The sequence below is a fragment of the Pseudomonas qingdaonensis genome (assembly GCF_018398475.1).
Classification (GTDB): Bacteria; Pseudomonadota; Gammaproteobacteria; order Pseudomonadales; family Pseudomonadaceae; genus Aquipseudomonas; species Aquipseudomonas palmensis.
In genome coordinates, this window is the sequence record NZ_CP074676.1 from 2,556,710 (window position 1) to 2,581,975 (window position 25,266).

At 66.7% G+C, this 25,266-nt stretch carries 19 protein-coding genes; 13 read left to right on the forward strand and 6 right to left on the reverse strand.

Annotated elements, in window-relative coordinates:
• Positions 1-31: 31 nt before the first annotated feature.
• From KH389_RS11660 to pgm, 3 genes are all read left to right on the forward strand, one after another.
• Positions 32-1,684 (forward strand): VRR-NUC domain-containing protein, encoded by a 1,653-nt coding sequence (locus KH389_RS11660; protein WP_058540292.1) that lies wholly within the window; start codon positions 32-34, stop codon positions 1,682-1,684.
• Positions 1,681-3,942, forward strand: a complete 2,262-nt coding sequence (locus KH389_RS11665; protein WP_213607382.1) for an ATP-dependent DNA helicase — start codon at positions 1,681-1,683, stop codon at positions 3,940-3,942. Before KH389_RS11660 ends, KH389_RS11665 begins: the two co-directional genes overlap by 4 nt.
• Before the next feature lie 95 nt (positions 3,943-4,037).
• Complete coding sequence (gene pgm, locus KH389_RS11670; protein ID WP_123753106.1) at positions 4,038-5,678, forward strand: phosphoglucomutase (alpha-D-glucose-1,6-bisphosphate-dependent); 1,641 nt, start codon at positions 4,038-4,040, stop codon at positions 5,676-5,678.
• A gap of 89 nt (positions 5,679-5,767) precedes the next feature.
• Here pgm and KH389_RS11675 read toward each other — a convergent pair whose 3' ends face one another.
• The gene (locus KH389_RS11675; protein WP_043864092.1) at positions 5,768-6,466 is read right to left on the reverse strand and encodes a pirin family protein; all 699 of its coding nucleotides are present in this window, start codon (positions 6,464-6,466) and stop codon (positions 5,768-5,770) included.
• Between the two features lie 222 nt (positions 6,467-6,688).
• Between KH389_RS11675 and KH389_RS11680 the strand changes: the two genes are divergently transcribed.
• On the forward strand, positions 6,689-9,178 hold the full coding sequence (locus KH389_RS11680; RefSeq protein WP_081315098.1) for a UvrD-helicase domain-containing protein: 2,490 nt from the start codon (positions 6,689-6,691) through the stop codon (positions 9,176-9,178).
• Here the strand turns inward: KH389_RS11680 and preA are convergent.
• The 3 genes from preA to hydA all read right to left on the reverse strand — a co-directional run bounded on the left by preA (position 9,160) and on the right by hydA (position 13,368).
• Positions 9,160-10,434 (reverse strand): NAD-dependent dihydropyrimidine dehydrogenase subunit PreA, encoded by a 1,275-nt coding sequence (preA, locus tag KH389_RS11685; RefSeq protein ID WP_043863980.1) that lies wholly within the window; start codon positions 10,432-10,434, stop codon positions 9,160-9,162. The genes KH389_RS11680 and preA overlap by 19 nt on opposite strands.
• Complete coding sequence (locus KH389_RS11690) at positions 10,435-11,802, reverse strand: NAD(P)-dependent oxidoreductase (protein WP_043863979.1); 1,368 nt, start codon at positions 11,800-11,802, stop codon at positions 10,435-10,437.
• A gap of 126 nt (positions 11,803-11,928) precedes the next feature.
• Positions 11,929-13,368 carry a dihydropyrimidinase gene (hydA, locus tag KH389_RS11695; protein WP_054914390.1) on the reverse strand — a complete coding sequence of 480 codons (1,440 nt, stop codon included), beginning with the start codon at positions 13,366-13,368 and terminating at the stop codon, positions 11,929-11,931.
• 347 nt (positions 13,369-13,715) lie between these two features.
• Here hydA and KH389_RS11700 point away from each other — a divergent pair, with 347 nt between their 5' ends.
• From KH389_RS11700 to KH389_RS11710, 3 genes are all read left to right on the forward strand, one after another.
• Positions 13,716-15,203, forward strand: a complete 1,488-nt coding sequence (locus KH389_RS11700; protein WP_116053813.1) for an NCS1 family nucleobase:cation symporter-1 — start codon at positions 13,716-13,718, stop codon at positions 15,201-15,203.
• Positions 15,204-15,242: 39 nt separating this feature from the next.
• Positions 15,243-16,523 (forward strand): Zn-dependent hydrolase, encoded by a 1,281-nt coding sequence (locus KH389_RS11705; RefSeq protein WP_054914391.1) that lies wholly within the window; start codon positions 15,243-15,245, stop codon positions 16,521-16,523.
• Between the two features lie 265 nt (positions 16,524-16,788).
• A complete protein-coding gene (locus tag KH389_RS11710; protein ID WP_043863975.1) occupies positions 16,789-17,496 on the forward strand; it encodes a YebC/PmpR family DNA-binding transcriptional regulator in 708 nt (235 codons plus the stop codon).
• Between the two features lie 28 nt (positions 17,497-17,524).
• On the opposite strand, the gene KH389_RS11715 is transcribed toward KH389_RS11710, so the two are convergent.
• A complete protein-coding gene (locus KH389_RS11715; protein ID WP_213607383.1) occupies positions 17,525-18,832 on the reverse strand; it encodes a leucine-rich repeat-containing protein kinase family protein in 1,308 nt (435 codons plus the stop codon).
• A 129-nt stretch (positions 18,833-18,961) separates the two neighbouring features.
• Between KH389_RS11715 and KH389_RS11720 the strand changes: the two genes are divergently transcribed.
• On the forward strand, positions 18,962-20,851 hold the full coding sequence (locus KH389_RS11720) for a propionyl-CoA synthetase (RefSeq protein WP_054914393.1): 1,890 nt from the start codon (positions 18,962-18,964) through the stop codon (positions 20,849-20,851).
• A 3-nt stretch (positions 20,852-20,854) separates the two neighbouring features.
• Here the strand turns inward: KH389_RS11720 and zapE are convergent, their stop codons facing one another.
• A complete protein-coding gene (gene zapE / locus KH389_RS11725; RefSeq protein ID WP_167400187.1) occupies positions 20,855-21,973 on the reverse strand; it encodes a cell division protein ZapE in 1,119 nt (372 codons plus the stop codon).
• 215 nt (positions 21,974-22,188) lie between these two features.
• On the opposite strand from zapE, the gene KH389_RS11730 reads away from it, so the two are divergent.
• From KH389_RS11730 to KH389_RS11750, 5 genes are all read left to right on the forward strand, one after another.
• Positions 22,189-22,716, forward strand: coding sequence for a Csu type fimbrial protein (locus tag KH389_RS11730; RefSeq protein ID WP_078481712.1), 528 nt, complete (start codon positions 22,189-22,191; stop codon positions 22,714-22,716).
• Positions 22,717-22,744: 28 nt separating this feature from the next.
• The gene (locus tag KH389_RS11735; protein WP_043863971.1) at positions 22,745-23,278 is read left to right on the forward strand and encodes a Csu type fimbrial protein; all 534 of its coding nucleotides are present in this window, start codon (positions 22,745-22,747) and stop codon (positions 23,276-23,278) included.
• A gap of 16 nt (positions 23,279-23,294) precedes the next feature.
• Positions 23,295-23,828, forward strand: coding sequence for a Csu type fimbrial protein (locus KH389_RS11740; RefSeq protein ID WP_043863970.1), 534 nt, complete (start codon positions 23,295-23,297; stop codon positions 23,826-23,828).
• A 3-nt stretch (positions 23,829-23,831) separates the two neighbouring features.
• Positions 23,832-24,329, forward strand: coding sequence for a Csu type fimbrial protein (locus tag KH389_RS11745; protein WP_196933064.1), 498 nt, complete (start codon positions 23,832-23,834; stop codon positions 24,327-24,329).
• A 75-nt stretch (positions 24,330-24,404) separates the two neighbouring features.
• Positions 24,405-25,160, forward strand: a complete 756-nt coding sequence (locus KH389_RS11750; protein WP_244988721.1) for a fimbrial biogenesis chaperone — start codon at positions 24,405-24,407, stop codon at positions 25,158-25,160.
• Positions 25,161-25,266 lie beyond the last annotated feature (106 nt).

Here is a 25,266-nt window from a genome sequence, read left to right on the forward strand (position 1 = left end):
CAGTGGATTCCTTCTGCTGGTTACCCGCTCCGTGATCGCCCATTCCGTCGCCGACCCGTTCTATTACCTGTGCAACTTTCAGCAGGTACTGGCCTGGGTGCAACTGCGCTACGCCGACCTGCTCGATGAACACGAACACGCCTTCATTCAACAGTTCGCGACGCTGGGCCAGGCCTCCCAGGCCCTGCTGGTACGCATGGTGATGCGCAAGGGTGTGATGTTTCGCGCCAGCAAGCTGACCTACCTGGAAATCGGCGCAATCGAGCCTGCCGCCGCGCCGCTGGTGGCGCTGGGCTGGCTCGACGACCAACCGAGCCTGGGCCTGGACCACCTGTTCCAGTTGCTGCGCAAGGACGAAATCGCCCGCTGTTTCGCCGACGTGCTGGAGCGCCCGCGGGCTGCCAAGGGCGAACTGCTCGAACAGTTGTCGGCGCTGTATGCCGAGGCCAGGCCCCTGCGTCAGTGGTGGCCCGAGTTCGACGAACCGGTGTACGTGCTGCACCTGCAGGCGCTGTGCGATCGTCTGCGTCTGCTGTTTTTCGGCAACCTGCACCAGGACTGGTCGGAGTTCGTGCTCGCCGACCTTGGCCTGCTGCGCTACGAGCAGGTCGCGTTCGGCGAGGATTCCCGGGCGCTGCGCGAGCGCGCCGATATCGACCTGTGCCTGGCCCTGCACACCTGTGCCGAGCAGCTCGAGGCCGGGCAGCCGGTCGAGCAGGTGCTGGCACTGCTGGACGGCCTGCAGCCGAGCAACCCGTGGCTGGAACGGCGCCGCGCCAGGTTGCTGTTCCAGCTTGGCCAGCATTGCGAGCGCAGCGGCGACTGGGCCCAGGCCCTGAACATCTACCCCCGCAGCAACCACCCCCAGGCACGCATCCGGCATATCCGCGTGCTGGAGCGCAGCGCCGATCATGCCGCCGCCCTGGAGCTTGCCAGCGTAGTGGGCGCCAAACCGGCCAACGCGCTGGAGGTCCAGGCGCTGGCGCGCATCGTGCCCCGCCTGCAGCGCAAGCTGGGCGGCCCGCCACAGCGTCGGCGCGCCCCGGCAGCGATCAGCCGGCTGGACCTGTGCCTGCCTGTCGATCTGTCGACGCTTGGCGTGGAGCAGGCGGTGCAGGTGCACCTGGCGGCCGATGACGGGCCGGTGCACTACGTCGAGAACACCCTGTTCAACAGCCTGTTCGGGCTGCTGTGCTGGGAAGCCATCTTCGCGCCCGTGCCCGGCGCGTTCTTCCACCCGTTCCAGAGCGGCCCGCTGGACCTGCACGATGCCGGCTTCCAGGCGCGCCGCGCCGAGCATTTTGCCGCCTGCCTGGGGCAACTGGACGATGAGCGCTACCGCCACACCATCCTGGCCAACTACCAGGCCAAGCACGGCCTGCAATCACCCTTCGTGTACTGGGAACTGCTGGATGCCACGCTGTTGCAGCAGGCCCTGGACTGCCTGCCGGCGGCGCACCTCAAGCGCTGCTTCGAGCGCCTGCTGGAGGATATCCAGGCCAACCGCGCCGGCATGCCCGACCTGATCCAGTTCTGGCCCGGGCAACGGCGCTACCGCATGATCGAAGTGAAGGGCCCGGGCGATCGCCTGCAGGACAACCAGCTGCGCTGGATCGCCTTCTGCACCGAGCACGGCCTGCCCGTCGAGGTGTGCCACGTGCAGTGGGCACAGCCGGCAGCATGAGCTACAAGGTAGCGGTGCGTGCGCTGTGCGAGTTCACCGCCAAGGTCGGTGACCTGGACCTGCGCTTCACCCCATCGCCCTCGGCCCAGGAGGGCATCACCGGCCACCGCACGGTGGTCACGCGCCGGGGCCGGGGCTATGAGTCGGAGGTGGCGTTGGCGGGGCAGTTCGAGCAGTTGCAGGTACGCGGGCGTGCCGACGGCTACAACCCGGCGCTCAACCGCCTGGAAGAGATCAAGACCTACCGCGGCGACCTGGCCAGCCAGCCCGACAACCACCGCCAGCTGCACTGGGCACAGGCCAGGGTGTATGGCTGGCTGCTGTGCCAGCAGCGAGAACTGGCCGAGGTGAACCTGGCGCTGGTGTACCTGGACGTGGACAGCGACCGAGAAACCCTGGTGGAGGCCCGCCATACCGCCGCCGAACTCGAGCAGTTCTTCATCGCCCAGTGCACGCTGTTCCTGCGCTGGGCCCAGCAGCAGATGCAACGCCAGGCCTTGCGCAACAGCGGCCTGCAGGCGCTCGCGTTCCCCCACGCCAGCTTTCGTATCGGGCAGCGCGAGCTGGCCGAAACCGTGTACAAGGCGGTAAGCACCGGCCGCTGCCTGATGGCCCAGGCCACCACCGGCATCGGCAAGACGCTGGGCACACTGTTCCCGTTGCTCAAGGCGATGGTGCCGCAGCAACTGGACAAGGTGCTGTTCCTGACCGCCAAGACGCCGGGGCGGGCGCTGGCGCTGGAGGCCGTGCAGCGGGTCATGCACGCCAGCCCCGAGCTGGCCTTGCGTAGCCTGGAACTGGTGGCACGGGAAAAGGCCTGCGAGTTTCCCGGCACCGCCTGCCACGGCGAAGCCTGCCCGTTGGCCAAGGGTTTCTACGACCGCTTGCCCGCCGCCCGCCAGGCCGCCGCGCAGCAGCCGGTGCTGGACCAGGCCCGCCTGCGCGAGGTAGCCCTGGCGCACCAGGTGTGCCCGTACTACCTGGGGCAGGAGATGGCGCGCTGGGTGGATGTGCTGGTGGGCGACTACAACTACTACTTCGACCAGAGCGCCTTGCTGTTCGGCCTGGCCCAGCTCGACCAGTGGCGGGTGGCGGTGCTGGTGGACGAGGCGCACAACCTGGTGGAGCGTGCACGCCAGATGTACAGCGTGAGCCTCGATCAATGGCAATTGAAGGCCCTGCGGCGTGATCCCCCGGCAGGCATGGCCAATGCCTTGCAGCGCCTTGACCGGGCCTGGAACGCCGTGCACAAGGACCAGGACGTTCCCTACCGCGCCACCGGCCAGTTGCCCGAGGCCTTTCTCAAGGCGCTGCAGCGTTTTGTCAGCCATGTGCAGGACAGCATGAACCAGCAGCCTGCCGGCGTCGAAGGGCCGCTGTTGCAGCTCTTCTTTCAGGCTTCGCAGTTCCTGCGCCTGTGTGAGGTGTTCGACGAGCATTTCGTGTTCGACATCAGCAAGCGCGACGGCCCGGGCCGGCGCAGCCTGTCCACCCTGTGCCTGCGCAACGTGGTGCCGGCGCCGCTGATCGGCCCGCGCATGGCCGCTGCGCGCAGCGTCACGCTGTTTTCCGCCACCCTCAGCCCACGCCACTACTACGCCGACCTGCTCGGCCTGCCGGCCGACACCGCGTGGCTGGACGTGACCTCGCCGTTTGCCGCCGAGCAGTTGCAGGTGCGCGTGATCAGCAGTGTGTCGACGCGTTTCCAGCACCGGCAGGCGTCACTGGCGCCGATCGTGGAACTGATCGCCGAGCAGTACCGCCTCCAGCCGGGCAACTACCTGGCGTTCTTCAGCAGCTTCGACTACCAGCAGCAGGTGGCGCGGCTGCTGGCCGAGCGCTACCCGCACATCGTGCAATGGTCGCAGTCGCCCGGCATGGACGAGGCGCAGCGCAAGGGCTTTCTCGAACGCTTTGTCGAAGACGGGCAGGGCGTGGGCTTCGCCGTGCTGGGCGGGGCGTTCGGCGAAGGGGTCGACCTGCCGGGCACCCGGCTGATCGGCGCCTTCGTTGCCACCCTGGGGCTGCCCCAGGTCAACCCGGTGAACGAACAGCTCAAGCTGCGCATGGGCGCTCTGTTCGACGCGGGCTTCGACTACACCTACCTGTACCCCGGCGTGCAGAAGGTGATCCAGGCGGCCGGGCGGGTGATACGTGGCACTGAAGATCGCGGTGTGGTCATGCTGATCGACGACCGTTTTGCCGAGCCCCGGGTGCAGCGGATGTTTCCCGGCTGGTGGGCACCGCAGTACAAATAGTCGCGGCGGGCGGGATCGCCGCCGTCGCGTTGTGGTCGAAGTGCCAGTAAACTGCGTATTTTCATCACCCTGTACATCTTTACTTGAGGTTTTGCATGAAGCTCAGTCCCTTGGCGGGTAAACCGGCGCCAGCCTCCGTGCTGGTCGATATCCCCCAGCTGCTGACCGCGTACTACACCGGCCAGCCCGATGCAGGCGTCGCCACCCAGCGCGTTGCCTTTGGCACGTCGGGGCACCGCGGCAGCTCCGTGGACCTGGGCTTCAACGAAGCGCACGTGCTCGCCATCAGCCAGGCCATCTGCCTGTACCGCAAGGCGCAGGGCATCGACGGGCCGCTGTTCATCGGCATCGACACCCATGCGCTGTCGACCCCGGCGGCGGCTACCGCACTGGAGGTGCTGGCAGCCAACGGCGTCGAGGTGATGCTGGCCAAGGATGACGAGTACACCCCGACCCCGGCCATCTCCCACGCCATCATCTGCTACAACCGTGGCCGCAGCCGTGGCCTGGCCGACGGCATCGTGATCACCCCGTCGCACAACCCGCCGCAAAGTGGCGGCTTCAAGTACAACCCGCCCAATGGCGGCCCGGCCGACAGCGACGTGACCAAGTGGATCGAGGCCAAGGCCAACCAACTGCTGGCCGATGGCCTCAAGGGCGTGCAGCGCATGGGCCATGCACAGGCCCTCAAGGCCAGCACCACGCACCGTCACGACTACCTGGGCAGTTACGTCAGCGACCTGGTCAATGTGATTGATTTCGATGTGATTCGTGGTGCGGGCCTGCGCCTGGGTGTCGACCCGCTGGGCGGCGCCGGGGTGCGTTACTGGTCGGCGATTGCCGAGCACTACAAGCTCGACCTGGACGTGGTCAACACCGAGGTCGACCCCACGTTCCGCTTCATGTGCGTGGACTGGGACGGCCAGATCCGCATGGACCCGTCCTCGCCTTACGCCATGCAGGGCCTGATCGGCCTGCGCGATCGGTTCGACGTGGCGTTCGGCTGCGACCCCGACCATGACCGCCACGGCATCGTCACCCCGTCAGGCGGCCTGCTGGCGCCGAACAACTACCTGGCGGTGTCCATCGACTACCTGTTCCAGAACCGCCCGCAATGGCGCGCCGATGCGGCCGTGGGCAAGACCGTGGTCAGCAGCGGCATGATCGACCGCGTGGCGGCACGCCTAGGGCGTCGCCTGTACGAAGTGCCGGTGGGCTTCAAGTATTTCGCCGATGGCCTGTTCGACGGTTCGCTGGGCTTTGGTGGGGAGGAGAGCGCCGGCGCCTCGTTCCTGCGCAAGGACGGCACGGTGTGGAGCACCGACAAGGACGGCCTGATCCCGTCACTGCTGGCGGCAGAGATGACCGCCCGTACCGGGCGCGACCCAAGCCAGGCATACGAGGCGCTGACCGAGGCGCTGGGCAGGCCGTTCTCCACCCGGGTGGATGCCAAGGCCACGCCGCAGCAGAAGGCCCAGTTGGGCAAGCTGTCGCCGCAGCAGGTCAAGTCGACCACGCTGGCAGGCGAGCCGATCGAGCAGATCCTCAGCCATGCGCCGGGCAACGACCAGGCGATTGGCGGGTTGAAGGTGATGACGGCCAACGGCTGGTTCGCGGCGCGGCCGTCGGGCACCGAAGACATCTACAAGATCTATGCGGAGAGCTTCGTCGACGACGCGCACCTGCAGCGCCTGGTGGGTGAGGCGCAGGAGCTGGTGGACGCTGCCATCGCCTAAAAGCTTCGCGGGTCAAGCCCGCTCCCACAAGGTTTTGCGGCGTTCGCAAACCCTGTGGGAGCGGGCTTGACCCGCGATGACGTCGGTACCTACGCCACATCCACCAGCACAATCTCGCTGTCTTGCAGCGCCACCACCCTGAGCACCTGCTCATCCTCCACCGCCACCCCGTCGCGGGCCTCGGCGCGCAGGCCGTTGACCTCGATCACGCCCTTGGCCGGCACCAGGTAGGCCCGGCGACCCGCATCGATGCGGTACTCGGCGCTTTCCCCGGCCTTCAGCGTCGCCGCCACCAGCCGCGCATCGGCGCGGATCCCCAGGCTGCCTTCATCCCCCTCGCGCCCGCTGGCCAGGGTCACGAACCCTTCGCCGCGCTCGCCCTTGGGAAACGGCCGCACGCCCCACGACGGCGCCTGGCCCACACGCTGGGGCACAATCCAGATCTGGAAGATCCGCGTGTCCACGGCCTCCACGTTGTACTCGCTGTGGGTGATGCCGGTACCGGCGCTCATCACCTGCACGTCACCGGCTTCGGTACGGCCCTTGTTGCCCAGGCTGTCCTGGTGGGTGATCGCGCCTTCACGCACATAGGTGATGATCTCCATGTCGCGGTGCGGGTGCGGCGGGAACCCGCTGCCGGCGGCGATCAGGTCGTCGTTCCATACCCGCAGCGTGCCCCAGTTCATGCGGCGCGGATCGTGGTATTCGGCAAAGGAGAAGTGATGGTGGGCATCCAGCCAGCCATGGTTGGCGTGGCCAAGGGTGTCGAAGGGGCGCAGTTGCAGCATGCTCGTGTCCTCGGTAATCAGGTGGATGGCGCTGATGATCCTCTCGATAAACATCGAAAAAAAGCGTAAATATCGGCTAAATATGATCGTTATATTCGATATATAACCTGCGGTAGTTTCGCCGCTTCGTCGCCTAATCCACTGATCTGAAAGCATTCGGCTGGTGATTTGGTCGTGATAAGGCGAACATGGCCGCTGATTGAATTGATTGCCGGAGTCGGTGTGTCACACGAGCGTCCCAAGCTACCCACGGATCTAACCCCACCCGCGCAACTGCCCTGGGTCAGACGTCTGGCCGCACGCCTGCTGGGCCGTGGCCTGAGCCGGTTGCAGGCACAGCACCGCGATTCGTGGTTCCAGGGCCATGCCAACGGCCAGCGCACCGGGCATGCCGACGGGCTGCGTGAAGGCTATGAAGAAGGGCGAGTGGACGGTTTCGAGGCCGGGCGCCAGGTGCTGGTGATCCGCGATACGCGCCCGGATGCCCACGGCGTGCCGGGGCTGGACGATGCCCTGTTCGACGACTGGCGCCTGCCGCTGACCCCCGAGCTGAAGAAGCGCTTCAAGGCCGATGTCGCCGCGCGCCTGCCGGCCCACGCCCAGCCCAGCGCGGCGCAGTGGAAGATGATCTTCAGCGACACGCCGTCCACCTGCGTGATCGCCGGCGCCGGCGCTGGCAAGTCCACCTCGCTGGTGCTGCGTATCCTGTTGCTGCGCCATTACCTTGGCTTCGAGCTGGAGGCCATGACCGTGGTCACCTTCACCCGCGAGTCGCGCAAGGACTTCATTGCCCGCCTGGTGCAGGTGTTCGGCCTGTGGCAACTGGCCCTGAGCCCGGTGCAGGCGCGTGAGCTGGTGCGCACCTTCCATTCGCGCATCCTGCCGCTGGTGCGCAGCCTGCCGGGCTTCAGCCAGGTGCGGGCGTTCGAGACCCTGGGCAGCGAGCAGCCCGGGGGCAGCGAGGCGGGCGTGGACAGCAACCCGTTCGACCTGCGCATCAACGATGCCCAGCGCCAGCAACTCAACCTGTGCTACCGCGACCTGCTGCACACCAGCCCGCGGTTCGCCGAGCTGATTGCCGGGCTGCGTCGCGAAGCCCTGCAGCTCAAGGCCCTGGACCGCGACCACCCCGACGTGCAGAAGCGCGTGGCGGTGACACAGCTGTCGTCCGGGCGCGACGAAGAGCTGTGCGACGTGATCGAAGACCTGTGGTTCCAGGCAGGTGCCTGGCCGATCAAGGGTATCGAGCCCAGCCGCGAAACCGTCGAAATCAACGGCAGCCGCTTTCATTTCCACGGCCATATCGCCGAGCTTGACGCCTGGGTGGTGCTGGGTTTCGACCCCAAGGAGAATCAGCAGTACAAGCGCCCCGGCGCCAAGCTGCCGGTGTGGGCCGAATGGGTGATCAAGCGCACGCTGTTCCAGGCGTTCTGCGACAAGCCGGTGATCTGGCTGGAAAACTACGCGGCGGCCAAACGCCTCACCGCCTCGCTGGCCGGTGATGCAGTGGCCGGGCCAGGCTTTGACTACAAGGTAAAAGGCGAGCTGGGCGCGGCGCCCTTGCTGGATGCATTCGTCGGCGCTGCCGGGTTCATCGAGAACCTGGGGCTGGATGTGAGCGTGGCGGTGGGCGGCATGAGCTTCCCGCAGGGTGACACCGACGCGCTGTTCTTCGAGGCCCTGAGCCTGTACTGGAAGGCGCTGGAGGCGCACCTGCTGGCACAGTCGCCGCCGATCATGAGCTACAACCGCATGTTCGCGCTGTTCGGCGAGAACAACCCGGAAAACCTGCGCCTGCTGCCCGACCCGATGCTGCGCCCGTTGTCGCACCTGATGATCGACGAGTTCCAGGACGTGTCGCCGCAGATCGTCTCGTGGCTGCGCGCCTGCCTGCGCGAGATCCGCCGGCGCGGCCCGGCCATGCACGTGGGGCAGGTGGCGCAGCATTCCTCGCTGCTGTGCGTGGGGGACGACTGGCAGTCGATCTATGGCTGGCGCGGCAGCTCGCCCAAGTACTTCATGGAGTTCGCCAAGCAGTTCGTCGCCCCCAGCACCACCCGCGTGATGCTGGCCGACAACTACCGCAGCCACCAGCACATCATCGATGCAGCCGAGCATATCGTTAAGTCGGCCCCGGCAATTGCCGGCAAGAAGGCCCGTGCCTGCGGCCCGGCGGCCGAGCAGCCGGTGCCGGTGATGGTGATGGAGCGCGACGAAGCCACACTGGCCCGGCAGTTGATGGACCACTACCGCGATGGCGAGTCGGTGATGCTGCTGTACCGCAAGAGCGTCGACAAGTCGGTGATTGCCGAGCACCTGCAGCCCTTGCTCAACCACGAGGCCAGCCTGCCGGCGGCGCAGCGGCGGTTCCGCCAGCTCACCTACCACAGCGCCAAGGGCCTGCAGGCCGATGCGGTGTTCATGCTCGGTGACTGCCAGCACCTGACGCGCTCGCCGTACAAGAACCAGGTGTACCGCCAGGCCGGGCTGGGCCGCGCGGGCGACCCCGAAGGCTACGACAACGCCCAGAAGGACGAGATCCTGCGCCTGGCCTACGTGGCCATCACCCGCGCGATCAAGCACTGCTACTGGCATGTGGAGACGCCGACCGGGGAGGCGGCTAACCTGCCCCGGGCGTCTGTTCAGGTGGACGGGAACAAGGCCTGCTTCGAAGACCTGCGCGGGGCGCAGCCTCAGGACGCCTCGCGGTAGGGGTTGCGTGGGTCGTGCAGCCAGTCCAGGAACGGCTTGCCGGTGTCCTGGGGCACCATCTCGATGCAGCCCTCCACCGGGCAGGTGATCTGGCACAGGTTGCACCCCACGCACTCGGCGTCGATCACCTCGTAGCGGTGCCCGCCCTCGGCCTTGACCAGGCTGGCGATGGCCTGGTGCGAGGTGTCTTCGCAGGCAATGTGGCAGCGCCCGCAGCCGATGCAGGCCTGCTGGTCGATCCTGGCGATCACCTGGTAGTTGATGTCCAGGTACTTCCAGTCGGTGGTGTGGCCCACCGCGCGCCCGCGAAAGTCCTGCAGGCTGTGGTAGCCCTGACTGTCCATCCAGCGCGAGAGGCCGTCCTTCATTTCGTCGACGATGCGAAAGCCATGCAGCATCGCCGCGGTGCACACTTGCACCGAGCCGCAACCCAATGCAATGAACTCGGCGGCATCCCGCCAGCTGCCGATGCCGCCGATGCCACTGATGGGCAGCCCGTGGGTGGCCGGGTCGCGGGCGATCTCGGCCACCATGTTCAGCGCGATCGGCTTCACTGCCGAACCGCAGTAGCCACCGTGGGTACTGGCCTCGCCGACGATCGGCAGGGCGATCATGCGCTCAAGGTCGACGCTGGTGATCGAGTTGATGGTGTTGATCAGCGACACTGCGTCGGCGCCGCCGCGGTGCGCGGCGCGGGCCGACTGGCGGATGTCGGTGATGTTGGGGGTGAGCTTGACGATCACCGGCAGCGAGCAGTAGGTCTTGCACCAGCGTGTCACCTGCTCGACGTACTCCGGCACCTGGCCCACCGCCGCGCCCATGCCGCGCTCGGGCATGCCGTGGGGGCAGCCGAAGTTCAGCTCGATGCCGTCCGCCCCGGTGGCCTCCACCAGCGGCAGGATGGTTTTCCACGCGTCCTCCACGCACGGCACCATCAGCGATACGATCAGCGCGCGGTCGGGCCAGGCCTTTTTCACTTGGGTGATCTCGCGCAGGTTGATCTCCAGCGAGCGGTCGGTAATCAGCTCGATGTTGTTGATGCCCAGCACCTCGCGGTTGGGCCCGAAGTGCGCCGAGTAGCGTGACGACACGTTGACGGCGGCGGGGTCTTCGCCCAGGGTTTTCCAGACCACGCCACCCCAGCCGGCCTCGAACGCACGTATCACGTTGTAGGCCTTGTCGGTGGGCGGTGCGGAGGCCAGCCAGAACGGGTTGGGCGCCTTGATGCCAGCGAATTCGATCGACAGGTCTGCCATTTATGCGGCCTCCACGTTGAGGGTCAGTTGGGCATGGATGGCCTCGGCGGCCCGCTTGCCGTGCTGTACGGCCTGTACGGTGAGGTCCTGGCCCAGGTGCGTGCAGTCGCCGCCGGCGTACACGCCCGGCAGGCTGGTGCGCAGGTTGTCGTCCACGCGGATACGCTCGCCATCACGCTCCAGTTGCAGGGCCTGCGGGTCGCTCAGGGCCTGGCCGTCGAAGGCCTGGCCGATGGCCTTGAAGATCGCATCCGCCGCCAGTTCGAAGGTTTGCCCAGTGGTTTGCAGACGCCCGTCCACCAGGTGCGTGCGGGCAAAGCGCATGCCGCGCACCCGGCCCTGGTCGTCGAGCAGCACCTGCTCGGGCTGGGCCCAGGTCAGCAGCCGTACCTGGTTGGCCTTGGCGATGTCCTGTTCATGCTGGGTGGCGCCCATGTCCTGCAGGCCACGGCGGTACACCAGGTTGACGTCATGGGCGCCCAGGCGGGCCATCTGTACTGCCATGTCGATGGCGGTGTTGCCGGCGCCGAGCACGATGCAGCGTTCGGCCAGGGGCAGGGTGCTCAGGTCGTCGGCCTGGCGCAGCTCGCGGATGTACTCGGTGGCGCTGAGCAGGCCGGGGGCGCCTTCGTCGGGCAGGCCCAACTGGCGGCTGGCGGCCAGGCCCAGGCCGAGGAACACCGCGTCGAACTGCTGTTGCAGCTCGCCCAGGCTGAGGTTGTCGCCCAGCACCTGGCCGTGGCGGATCTCGATACCGCCCACCTGCAGCACGAAGTCCAGCTCGCGCTGGGCGAAGTCGTCCACCAGCTTGTACTTGGCGATGCCGTATTCGTTGAGGCCGCCGGCCTTTTCCCGTGCTTCGAAAATCACCACCTCATGCCCGTGCCAGGCCAGCCGGTGGGCGCAGGCCAGGCCTGCGGGGCCGGCGCCGACCACGGCGATGCGTTTGCCGGTGCTGGGCGCACGCTGGAACGGGTGCTCGGCGAACTCGGCATGATCGACCGCGTAGCGTTGCAGCAGGCCGATCAGCACCGGGGCGCATTCCTGGGCGTTGTTGCGCACGCAGGCCTGCTGGCAGAGGATCTCGGTGGGGCACACCCGGGCGCAACTGCCACCGAGGATGTTGGCCGAGAGAATCTTGATGGCCGCGCCCTGCACGTTGTCCTGCTGGATGTTGCGGATGAAGGAGGGGATGTCGATGTCGCTGGGGCAGGCGTCGACGCAGGGGGCGTCGTAGCAGTACAGGCAGCGCGCGCTTTCCACGGCGGCCTGGCGCGGGGTGAGGGGCGGAGCCAGGTCGCTGAAATGCGTGGCGAGGGTGGCGTTGTCGTCTTGCGGGTGCGGGAGATGGTTCAAGGCGTTGATCACGGTAGTGGCCTCTTTGTTTTTTTATAGAAACCGGGGCGCTGGCGCGCCCATCGCGGGTCAAGCCCGCTCCCACCGGGATCGCACGACACCTGTGGGAGCGGGCTTGACCCGCGATGCTTTAAAGGCTCAGCGCTTGACCGCGCCGGGCCTGCACTGCTGCGCACGCTTGCTCAGCAGGTCGAACACCGCCGGGTATGCCGGCCGTTCGACATAGCGCCCGGCGCCGCGCTCGGCGCGCAGGTCGCCGTCGGCCCACACCAGCTTGCCCTGGCTGATGGTATGGCTGGGCACCCCGCGCACTGTCTTGCCTTCGAAGATGTTGAAGTCGACATTCTGGTGGTGGGTCTTGGCCGAGATGGTGCGCGTGCCGTGCGGGTCCCACAGCACCAGGTCGGCATCGGCGCCGACCCGCAGCGCACCCTTGCGTGGGTACAGGTTGAAGATCTTGGCGGTGTTGGTGGAGGTGAGGGCGACGAAGTCCTGCATCGACAGCCGGCCGGTGTTCACGCCTTCGTCCCACAGCACCGCCATGCGGTCCTCGATGCCCGCCGTGCCGTTGGGGATACGGCTGAAATCGTCACGCCCCGCGGCCTTCTGCTCGGCGCAGAAGCAGCAATGGTCGGTGGCGGTGGTATGCAGGTTGCCCGATTGCAGCCCGTGCCACAGGGCCTCCTGGTGCCCGCGCGGACGAAACGGCGGGCTCATCACATAGCCGGCCGCCGTCTGCCAGTCGGGGTGCTGGTACACGCTGTCGTCCAGCAACAGGTGCCCGGCCAGCACTTCGCCGTACACCGGCTGGCCCTTGGCGCGGGCATAGGTGATCTCGTCCAGCGCCTCGCGGGTGGACACGTGCACCAGGTACAGCGGGGTGCCGAGGGTTTCGGCAATGCGGATGGCACGGCTGGCCGCTTCGCCTTCCACCTGCGAAGGGCGCGACAGCGGGTGCGCTTCGGGGCCGGTGATGCCCTGGGCCAGCAGCTTGCGCTGCAGGTGGTACACCAGCTCGCCGTTCTCGGCATGCACCGTGGGCACCGCGCCCAGCTCCAGGCAGCGCTCGAAGCTGCCGACCAGGGTGTCGTCGGCGGCCATGATCGCGTTCTTGTAGGCCATGAAGTGCTTGAAGCTGTTCACCCCGTGGTGGTTGACCAGCTCGGCCATTTCCTCGCGCACCTGCTCGCTCCACCAGGTGATGGCCACGTGAAAGCCGTAGTCGGCCGCCGATTTCTCGGCCCAGCCGCGCCACTGGTGAAAGGCTTCGAGCAGCGATTGCTGCGGGTTGGGGATCACGAAGTCGATGATCGAGGTGGTGCCGCCGGCCAGGCCGGCGGCGGTGCCGGTGTAGAAATCCTCGCTGGCCACCGTGCCCATGAAGGGCAGCTGCATGTGGGTGTGGGGGTCGATGCCGCCGGGCATCAGGTACTGCCCGCTGCCATCGAGCACGGTACAGCCGGCGGGGACGTCGAGGTTGTGGCCGATGGCCTGGATCAGGCCGTCTGCGCAGTACACGTCGGCCGGGTAACTCTCGTCATGGGTAATCAGGGTGGCGCCACGAATCAAAAGCGTCATCACGAAGCTCCTCGCAGGCTTGACCGGTTGCTACCGGCTCTAGATTTTTGTCGTGATCGGCGCCGGAGTAATCCTGTCATCGCCGTCAAGAATTGAATCTAGTTGGCGATCCGGGATTGGGCAAGATTATTTTTTATATGCTTATTCTGTTTTCAACTTATTGAAAAATAAGAATAAAACTTCTTTTTACGGGTTAGGAGAGGTTTCTGGCGAGTCCTGTCTTGCTTGACAGGATGCGTAAATGGTCAAGATTTCTCAGATCACCTGACCGTGATTGCCTTACCTGCACGCGCAAGACTCCGGCGCCTCATCGCGAGGTGCACATAACCAGAAAAGTGGAGCGGCCAATGCACCAGACCCGATCGCAAGTGAGCGAGCGTGACGGCTTGTTCGAGCTCGACGCCGGCACCGACGTCCTCGACAGCCCTCGCTACAACCATGACATCGCCCCGACCAAGGTGGGGCAGCGCACCTGGAACAAATGGCACATCACCGCACTGTGGGTCGGCATGTCGATCTGCGTGCCCACCTACACCCTGGGCGGGGTGCTCACGGCGTATTTCGGCCTGACGGTGGGCGAGGCGCTGCTGGCGATCCTGCTGGCCAACACCATCGTGCTCATCCCGCTGACGCTCAATGCCTTCCCCGGCACCAAGTACGGCATCCCGTTCCCGGTGCTGCTGCGCTCCTCGTTCGGCATCATCGGCTCCAACGTGCCGTGCCTGATCCGCGCGCTGGTGGCGTGCGGCTGGTTCGGTATCCAGACGATGTTCGGCGGGCTGGCCATCCACCTCTTCCTGGGCTCGTTCTGGCCGGAATGGAAGGCGCTGGGCGGCACCGGCGAGGTCATCGGCTTCATGCTGTTCTGGTGCCTTAACCTGTGGGTGGTGCTGCGCGGCGCCGAGTCGATCAAGTGGCTCGAAACCCTGTCGGCACCGCTGCTGGTGCTGGTGGGTGCCGGGCTGCTGGTGTGGGCGCTGCCCAACGTGTCGTTCAGCGAACTGCTGGCGCAGCCGCCCAAACGCCCCGAAGGCTCCAGCGTGACCGGCTACTTCTTCGCCGGGCTGACCGCCATGGTGGGTTTCTGGGCCACGCTGTCGCTGAACATCCCGGACTTCAGCCGCTACGCCCGAAGCCAGAAGGACCAGATCCTGGGGCAGATCTTCGGCCTGCCGCTGACCATGTTCCTGTTTGCCGCGCTGGGGGTGGTGCTGACCGCTGCCTCGGCCTCGCTGGTGGGCGAGACGGTGTCCGACCCGGTGAGCCTGATCGGGCATATCCAGAGCCCGCTGTGGGTGGCGCTGGCCATGGCGCTGATCATCATCGCCACACTGTCGACCAACACCGCGGCCAACATCGTTTCGCCCACCAACGACTTCCAGAACCTGGCGCCCAAGTGGATCGGGCGTACCACCGCCGTGCTGCTGACCGGGCTGGTGGGCCTGCTGCTGATGGCCCATGAGCTGCTCAAGAAACTCGGCCTGATCGTCTCGGACGTGAGCCTGGAGTCGGTGTATTCCAACTGGCTGCTGGGCTATTCCAGCCTGCTGGGGCCGATTGCCGGGATCATGGTGGTGGACTACTTCCTGCTGCGCAAGCAGACCCTCGACCTTGCCGGGCTGTACCGCGATGACGTGTACCCGGCCTGGAACGCGACCGGCTTCATCGCCTTCGGCGTGCCGGTGGTGCTGACCCTGTTGTCGCTGCACAGCCCGGCGTTCAGCTGGTTCTACGACTTCGGCTGGTTCACCGGCTCGGCGCTGGGCGGGGTGATCTACTACGCCCTGGGTAGCCTGAAGGGCGCGCGTGCCACCAGCCTCAAACCCACCGTGTAACCCCACGGCCCGCAGAGGCCGGCCAAGCAGGAGATGCTCATGCAAACCGCTAAGGACGTTCTGCAAAGTACCCAGGCCCACATCGATGGCGAGCGCCTGTGGCAGTCGCTGATGGAGCTGGCGCAACTGGGTGCCACCGCCAAAGGCGGCGTATGCCGCCTGGCCCTGACCGACCTGGACCGCCAGGCCCGCGACCTGTTCGTGCAATGGACCGAGGCTGCCGGCTGCACCGTCAGCGTGGACGGGGTGGGCAACATCTTTGCCCGCCGGCCCGGGCGCAACCCGCAACTGCCGCCGGTAATGACCGGCAGCCATATCGACACCCAGCCCACCGGCGGCAAGTTCGATGGCTGCTTCGGGGTGCTGGCCGGGCTGGAAGTTCTTCGTACACTCAATGACTTGCAAATAGAAACTGAGGCGCCACTTGAGGTTGTGGTGTGGACCAACGAGGAGGGCTCGCGGTTCGCGCCGTGCATGATGGGCTCGGGCGTGTTCGCCGAGAAGTTCACCCTTCAGGAGACGCTGGCCAAGCGCGATGCCCAGGGCGTGAGCGTGGGCGAGGCGCTGAATGCGATCGGCTACGCCGGCACCCGCGCGGTCAGTGGGCACCCGGTGGGCGCCTATTTCGAGGCGCATATCGAGCAGGGGCCGATCCTGGAGGACCAGCGCAAGACCATCGGCGTGGTGCTCGGCGCGCTGGGGCAGAAATGGTTCGACCTCACCCTGCGCGGTGTCGAGGCCCACGCCGGGCCGACCCCGATGCACCTGCGCAAGGACGCCCTGGTAGGCGCCAGTGCGGTGGTGGCGGCGGTCAACCGCGTGGCTCTGGAGCATCAGCCCCATGCGTGCGGCACGGTGGGCTGCCTGCAGGCGTACCCGGGCTCGCGCAACGTGATCCCCGGCGAGGTGCGCATGACCCTGGACTTTCGTCACCTGGAGCCGGCGCGGCTGGACTCGATGATCGCCCAGGTGCAGGAGGTGATCGCCGCGACCGCGCAGCAGCATGGGCTGACCTACACGCTGACGCCCACCGCGGACTTCCCGCCGCTGTACTTCGACAAGGGCTGCGTGGAGGCGGTGCGCAGCGCGGCGCAGGGGCTGGGCATGTCGCACATGGACATCGTCAGCGGGGCCGGGCACGACGCGATCTTCCTGGCCGAACTGGGCCCGGCCGGGATGATCTTCGTGCCGTGCGAGGGCGGCATCAGCCATAACGAAATCGAGAATGCCGACCCCAAGGACCTGGCGGCCGGGTGCGCAGTGCTGCTCAGGGCGATGCTGGCGGCGGCGCAGGCGGTGGCGCAGCGTGAAGCTGCTTAACTACATGAGTTTGTTGGCTTATCTGATTGATATATATGAAATAAAAATCACAACTTAAAGTGGTTTCTAGGTTGTGGATGCTGGCCTCTTCGCCAGCAAGGCCGGCTCCTGCAACGCCAGTAGGAGCCGGCCCTGCCGGCGAAGGGTTCACCAGGCCCGGCAACAGCCCAGCGTTTTTTTGTCGATTGCCCGGCGCAGCCTGTATAAACTGCACGCCACCTTGCTGGTCGCTACCTGAACCGGCAGCTGAAACAAGAGAGTCGAGATGGGCGCACAGTGGAAAGCCAAGCATAGAGAAGTAGCAGCCAACGCCAAGGGCAAGATCATGGGCAAGCTGTCCAAGGAGATCCAGATCGCGGCCAAGGCCGGTGCCGACCCGGACATGAACCCGCGCCTGCGCCTGGCCGTGGAACAGGCCAAGAAGGCCTCGATGACCAAAGAGACCCTGGAACGCGCCATCCGCAAGGGCGCGGGCCTGGATGGCGACGCGGTGCAGTACCACCACGTTACCTACGAAGGCTTCGCCCCGCATCAGGTGCCGCTGATCGTCGAATGCCTGACCGACAACGTCAACCGCACCGTGGCGCAGATTCGCGTGCTGTTCCGCAAGGGCCAGCTGGGCGCTTCGGGTTCGGTGGCCTGGGACTTCAACCATGTCGGCCTGATCGAAGCCAGCCCTGAAACCCCTGATGCCGACCCGGAAATGGCCGCCATCGAAGCCGGTGCACAGGACTTCGCGGAAGGTGAAGAAGAGGGCTCGACCCTGTTCATCACCGACACCACCGACCTGGACGCGGTACAGAAGGCCTTGCCGCAACAGGGCTTCAAGGTGATCTCGGCCAAGATCGGCTACACCCCCAAGAACCCGGTCAGCGGGCTCAGCGACGAGCACATGGCTGAAGTCGAGGCATTCCTGGAAGCCATCGACGACAACGACGACGTGCAGAACGTGTACGTCGGCCTGGCGGGCTGATAACCCACTTCGTCGGCAAGGCCTGCTCCTACGCCTCTTGCAGGAGCCGGCCTTGCCGGCGAAGCACCCGTTCAACCTGCGCAAAATCCGGCCTTGCCAGCACTTGCGGTTGAACACAGCTCGCCTGCAAGTCCGCCAGTTCCTCTGACGCCTCCCCGCAACACGCCAGCAGTTCCCCCAGCAACACCCCGAACGCCCGCACCTCGATACGCTGCAATGCGTCTGCAGCAGCACTGCCATCCTGCGCAAAGAACGATGCCGCGCCAAAGTCCCCGAGCACCGCGTTGCCCTGTGCATCGCACAGGATGTTGTGCGCGTACAGGTCGCCGTGGGTGATGCCGCGCTGGTGCAGGTGCGCCGCGACCGACGCGATGGCCGTCGCCAGCCGGGTTGCGGCTTGCAGGCCAAGGCACAGGTCAGGCGGGTAGACGTCTCGGGTGCAGGTTTGCAGGCTGGGCGGCCCGGCCAGGGCAGACAGGTGGGTGCCCACCAGCGCCATCAGCAACCCCGGCACCTGGTGCGGGTGGTTGGCTACCTGCCCCAGCAGCGGGATCAGGTTCGGGTGGGCGCCAGCTGCCACGCACGCCTGCATTTCGTTGAGCGGCGAGCCATCGCTGGTCATCTGGCCCTTGTACAGCTTGAGCGCCGCCTTTCGACCCGCCACCTGCACGCGGTGAATCACCCCGGAGGCGCCCTGGCCCAGCACCTCGCCCAGCTCGAGGGCGTGCCAGTCGATGGCGTCGCACCGGCCCGGCGCCTGCGGCGCCGCAAGGCCCTGGGGCAAGGGGTTGCCGGCATACGCCAGCCACGCCAGGCGGGGCATCGTCAGCAGCCACTGGGGCAGTTCGCTCAACCGGTTGGCCGACACCCGCAGCAGTTCGAGCCGCTGGCACCGCGCAAGGCTGGCCGGCAGGGCGCGCAGGCGGTTGCCCGCCAGCATCAGCTTTTGCAGCTGCTGGCAGTCGCCCAGTGCGTCGGGCAACTGTTCAAGGCAATTCTCGGTCAGCACCAGTGCCCGCAGGTTGGGGCCCAATGCGGCGGCCGGCAGGTGCGTGATGCGGTTGTTGCGCAACCCGACCATTTCCAGGCGCAGGCACTGGCCTACGCTGGCCGGCACCTCGGTGAACCGGTTGTGGGAGCAGAACAGCACCTTGAGCCGGTGCAGCCGGCCCAGGTCATGGGGCAGGCTGCTCAACGCATTGCCGCTCAGGTTGAGCACTTCGAGGCTGTCGGCCAGTTCGAAGATCTCATCCGGGAACTGCGTGAGCCCGCAGCTCAGGTCGAGGCGGGTGGCACCTGCCAGGCGGCCGCGCCTGAGGTCGTCGAGGGTGTGCATGAAGGGGCTGCAAGGGCAATGAAGACGGCGGCGATGATACCCGACTTAAGTACCATGGCAGGCGCGCAATTGGCGTCCATACTCGATATTCGCCCTTTTAATAACAACAAAGTTCAGGGTTACCGATCGATGACTTACCAGCACAGCTACGACCGCTCCATTGCCGACCCCGCCGCGTTCTGGGCCGAACAGGCTGACCACCTGGCCTGGTACCGCAAGCCTGCGCAGACCCTTGTGGCCAACCCCGACGGCACCCACCAGTGGTTTGCCGACGGGCAACTCAACAGCTGCTACCTGGCTCTCGACCACCAGATCGAGCAGGGCCGTGGCGAGCAGACCGCACTGATCTACGACTCGCCCGTCACCGACACCCGCCAGACCTACACCTTCGTGCAACTGCGCGACGAGGTGGCGCGCCTGGCCGGCCTGTTGCGCGAGCTGGGGGTGAAGCAGGGCGATGGGGTGATCATCTACATGCCGATGGTGCCGCAGGCGGCCATGGCAATGCTGGCCTGCGCCCGCATCGGCGCGGTGCATTCGGTGGTGTTCGGTGGCTTTGCCGCCAACGAGCTGGCCCTGCGCATCGACGATGCGCGGCCTGCGCTGCTGCTCACCGCCTCCTGCGGGCTGGAGTTCGACCGCGTCATCGAATACAAGCCGCTGGTGGACAAGGCCCTGCAACTGGCCACCCACCAGCCGCGCCAGGTGCTGGTGCTGCAGCGCCCGCAGGCCCGCGCCGAGCTGCGCGAAGGCCGCGATCTGGACTGGCAGGCGGCAGTGGCTGCGGCCAGCCCGGTGCCACCGGTGGCCTTGGCCGCAGGCGACCCGCTGTACATCATGTACACCTCCGGCACCACCGGCAAACCCAAGGGCATCGTGCGTGAGAACGGCGGCAACGCCGTGGCGCTGCGCTTTGCCCTGCGCCATATCTACGGCATGCAGCCGGGGGATGTGTGGTGGGGCATCTCCGACGTGGGCTGGGTGGTGGGGCACTCGCTGATCGTCTACGGGCCGCTGATGAACGGCTGCACCACGGTGTTCTACGAGGGCAAGCCGATCCGCACCCCGGACGCTGCCGCCTACTGGCGCGTGGTGGAGCAGTACCGGGTCAACGGGCTGTTCTGCGCACCCACGGCCATGCGCGCAATCCGCAAGGAAGACCCGCAGGGCGAGCTGTTCAAGCGCCATGACCTGAGCTCGCTGCGCCAGATCTTCCTGGCCGGGGAAAAACTCGACTCCAGCACCCATCAATGGCTGGAGGCGGCCAGCGGCAAGGCCGTGCACGACCACTGGTGGCAGACCGAAACCGGCTGGCCGGTGACCGCGCCCTGCGTCGGGCTGGAGGGTTGCGGAGTGCGTCCGGGTTCGAGCAACCGCGCCGTGCCGGGTTACCACGTGCGCGTGCTGGACGACGACGGGCACCTTCTGGGCCCCAACGAGCAGGGTGCCATCGTGATCGCACTGCCGCTGCCGCCCGGCTGCAGCCAGACGCTGTGGGGCGACCATGCGCGCTACCTGCAGGCCTACCTGCACAGCCACCCCGGCTACTACCACACCGGCGATGGCGGCTACCTCGACGAGGACGGTTTCGTCTACATCATGGGGCGCACCGATGACGTGATCAACGTGTCCGGGCACCGGCTGTCCACCGGCGAGATGGAAGACCTGGTGGCGCGCCACCCGGCGATTGCCGAGTGCGCGGTGGTGGGGGTGCGCGACGAAATCAAGGGCCAGGTGCCGTTGGGCCTGGTGGTGCTCAAGGACGGGGTCAGCCTGAGCGAGCAGCAGTTGCAGGCCGAACTGGTGGCCAGCGTGCGCGAGCAGATCGGCGCGCTGGCCTGCTTCAACCAGGTGCGGGTGGTCAAGCGCCTGCCCAAGACCCGCTCGGGCAAGATTTTGCGGGCGGTGCTGCGCAAGATCGCCGACCACCAGCCCTACACCCCGCCTTCGACCCTGGACGACCCGGCCGTGCTGGCCGAGATCGAAGGGGTGCTGGCCAGCCTGGCGCGGGCCAGCTGAGGGTCAACCCGGGCAGGCCACCGGGCCCAGCACATTGAGCTGGCCCAGCCGGCTGCGGGTGCGGGCCAGGTCGATGGCGCTGCCGCCCAGGCTTTCGCACAGCGAGGCCTGGCCGACCAGCACCAGGTGCTTGTCCTGGTCATACAGCACGTCCACCAGGTTGATGAAGCGCTGCTGCGCCGCCATCGAGCACTGCGCCAGGTCCGGCAGGTGCTCGATCACCCAGTGGTCGTAGCGGCGCGCCAGCTCCAGGTAGTCCATCACCGCCGTGGGTTGCTCGCAGATCGCCTCGAAGCTGAAGCCTACCGCGCGCTCCTGGCTGAACAGGGCGTGCAGCGAGCGCTTGCCCACCTGCAGCCTTACCGGCGCGCCGGCCTGATCCAGGCCGGCGGCATGGCGCTGCGCCGGGCTGCCGGGCCAGAGGTAGTGACCCTGGGTGAAGCGCTGCTGGCTGCCGGAGGCCGGGTGGCTGCGGTAGTCCTGCTCGCCGCCCACTTCAAGCACCTGCATGTGCGCCTCGATCAGGCGGATCACCGGTTCGAAGCGCTGGTGGTAGAGCGGGTTGGGCAGCAGCCCGGCAGGCGGGTAGTTGGAGGTCAGCAGCACGAACACGCGGCGCTCGAACAGCGCCTTGAACAGGCCGGTGATGAGCATCGCGTCGCCGATGTCGTGCACGTGGAACTCGTCGAAGCACAGCACCTGGCAGCCTTGCAGCAGCTCGTCCAGGGTCGCGCCCAGCGCATCGTCCTGCTGGCGATGGCGGAACATGCCCTCGTGCAACTGGGCGAAGAAATCGTGAAAGTGCAGGCGGCGCTTGTGCGGATGCTCCAGTGACTGGAAGAAGCCGTCCAGCAGCCAGCTCTTGCCCCGTCCCACCGCCCCGTACAGGTACAGGCTGCGCGCCGTGCCGTCAGCCAGGTGCGCGGCCTGCTCGGCCATGCAGGCGATCACCCGCTGCTGGCCGTGGCTCAAGGTATAGCCCTGCTCATCGGCCTTTCGTCGGAAGAATTCATCGACTTCAACAGCCGCCAGGCGCTTGGCCGGCGGGTGTGCACGGGCAGCCAGGCGCTGGCGCAGGGCGCGCAGCGGCGAACGGATCCAGGACGGCGGTAAGGCGGTCAATCTCAGGCTCCTTGGGGGTACCGGGCACAGGGGCCGGCTGAGTGGGCGGCGCTAATGTACCGAATAGGGGGTTGGGCTGCCAGTCATGTCGTGCCTGGCAGGTCATGTAGGAAGGTTCTTGTACGCGGCCTATACATTTCCGAGCTTGCTGGCAGGTTTTTCTTCGGCTGCTACCCTCTGGAACAGATGGATCCTGTATTGCAAGGAGGGTAACGGTGAAGGGACGCTCTCTGGCTGCGCTGCTCGGGCTGGTTGTCGCAGACGCTGCCGCCGCCGCAGATTTTCTGGTGGAAGTTCGCGTGGATGTACAGCGCGGTTGCCAGCTGGTGCACCAGACCCGCGATGCCGGCGCCCAGGCCCAGGGCCTGCTCGACTTCGGCCGTACCGCGCGCCTGGACGATCCGCAAGGCCCGCTGACCGGCGCCTTGCTGCAACAACGCCCCCCACGTCTGGAATGCAACCCCGACACGCTGTACCAGGTAAAGGTCGATGGCGGCCAGCATGGCGGCGTCGGCGAGGTGCGCTACCTGGCCAGCGACACGCCACAGGCCCGTCCCATCCCGTACCGCCTCTACCAGGACCCGGCCTGGCGCACTCCGCTGGCGGTGAACATCGCCCAGCATGCACGCGTACCCGACTCGGGGTCGGTGGAACTGCCGCTGTACGCCCGCATCGACACCCTGGCCCAGGTGCCCCGTGTCGGCCATTACTCGGACTTGCTCAAGGTGACCGTCACCTGGTGACCCTGTGCGTGCTAAAGGAACTGGCAGCATGAAGACATCGCAGATTCTGTTGATCAGCCTCGGGCCCTTGCTGTTGTGTCCGATGGCCAATGCCGCCCTCAGCGGGCATATCCAGGCACGCCTGGTAATCAGCGCAGCCTGCCAGATCAGCAATGTGCCGGACGACAGCCCGGCCGGTGGCGGCCTGGGCCTGCTGGACTTCGGCACCCAGGGGCCAAGCTGGGCCCGCCCGCTGAGCGCCAACCTCGACCAGACCGGCGGCAGCGGCACCCTGCAGGTCAGCTGCAACCCCTCGGTGCGGGCCTTCACGGTGAGCATCAATGGCGGCAGCAACGATGCCAACGGCGTGCGCCGCCTGCGCAACGGCAGCGAGCTCATCCCCTACCAGCTGGCGGCCGACCCAAGCGGTGCAGTGCGCTACGGCATCGGCCAGCAGCGCAACTTCTCGATCAGCAGCGCTGCGCAAATCCCCATACCGATCTACGGCGCCGTGGTGGCACACCCCAGGGCGCTGCCGGCCGGCATCTACCGTGACACCCTGATGGTGACCCTGGACTGGTAACAACAAGGAGTGACTCATGCATCCCAACGTCTCACGCATACTCTTCGCCGGGCTTGGCCTGGCCCTTGCCAGCCAGGCCCAGGCGGCCACGGTCACGGGCAACATCAACGCCACCCTGACCCTGACCGCGGCCTGCCAGGTGAACGGTTCGACCGCCACCACCGGGGTCAACTTCGGTAACCTGGATTTCGGCTCGCAGATTGCCCTGTTCACCGAGGCCAGCGCCCAGGTGATCGGCACCGGTGGTGGCGGCGCCATCAGCGTGCTGTGTTCGCCCGGTGCCACGCCGGTGGTGAAGGTGGGCGCAGGCGCGCATGACGCGGCCACCACCGGTGGCAGCCGCGCGCTGGCCATGGGCACCAACTACGTGCCCTATGACTTCTACACCGATGCCGGGCACACCAATCTGCTGGCAATCAACGGCACCATCACCCTCGCCACCAGCACCGGGGTGGCGCAGACCGTCAACCTGTACGGCCGCGCCGTGGGCAAGCCGTCGCTGCCGCCAGGGGTGTACACCGACACGGTGGCGGTCGAGCTGAGCTTCTAGGTCATGCGCCGGTTGCTCGGTGGCCTTGCGGTGCTGGCCTGGGCAGTGCCCATGCCGCTGGATGCCGCGCTCACCAGCACGCTTCAGGTCAGCGCAACGATTGCGGCAGGTTGCCTGGTGGTGGGCGGCGCCAGCAGCTACGGCACCCTGGACTTCGGCACCCGTCCGGCGCTCGGCGCCGCCAGCGTGAACACCCAGCTGGCAGGCACCACGGTGACCCTGCAATGCACGCCCGGGGTGGCCCTGAAGATGAGCGTCGACGGTGGCCTGAACAACAACGGGGTACGCAACCTCAAGCGCACCAGCGGTACCTCGCTGGTGGCCTATCAGTTGTACCGCGACGCGGCCTTGTCCCAGGTGCTGGGCATCGGTCAGCTCGTGGCGGTCAGTTACAGCGATCCGACGGCGATCAAGCTGCCGGTGTATGCGCAAGCCCAGTTACCCGGCGTGTTGCCGGCGGGCACCTACACCGACGTGGTGCAAGTGGTGTTGTCCTGGTGAGTGCGCTCCCGGGGTTGTATCGGAACAAGCCAAAGGAGAGGGTGCATGGCGCTGTACGCACGTGGATGGCAAGGGATGGGCAAGTGGCTGCTGGTGGGCGCCTTGCTCGGCGCAGGGGGCACCCAGGCGGCCACATCGGTGTTGATCTGGCCGATCGACCCGGTGCTGGAGGCCGACCAGAAGGCCGGGGCGTTGTGGTTGGAAAACCGTGGCACCACCCCGGCTAACCTGCAGGTCAGGGTGTTCGCCTGGCGCCAGGACGGGTATGACGACCAGTTCCAGCCCCAGCGCGAGATCATCGGCAGCCCGCCGGTGGCGACCATCAAGCCGGGCGAGAAACAGCTGATTCGCCTGACCCGCACCGGCCAGTCGCCGGCCGGCCAGGAACAGGCCTACCGCATCATCATCGACGAAATCCCACCCGCCCTGCCGGCCAGCGATGCGCAGACGTCCCAGGCGCAGATCCGCTTCCAGATGCGCTACTCGGTGCCATTGTTCGTCTACGGCCAGGGGCTGTGGAGCAAGCCGGACGCCGAGGGCAAGCGTGATGCAGCGGGCGTGGGCACGCCGTTGCTGAGCTGGCGACAGGTATTGCAGCAGGGCAAGCCCTTCGTCGAGATCCGCAACGTGGGGCCGGTGCATGCGCGCCTCACCGATGTGGTGATGCAGCAGGGCGCCCAGAGCAAGCCGCTGGTCGACGGCTTGCTGGGTTATGTACTGCCCGGCGCGACCATGCGCTGGCCGGCACCTGCAGCAGCCTCGGCGGCCAGTGTGCTGAAAGGGCGCGTCAACGGGGCCGAGCCGCCCCAGACCATCAACCAGGGCCACTGAGCCCGGCGCCTCAAGGGCGCATGAAGATGGAGCAGGGGCCAGGGAGGACCCGGACATGGTGGGACGGCGTGCGTGAGTACTTCTCTGGCCTGCACCCGCAGCGTGA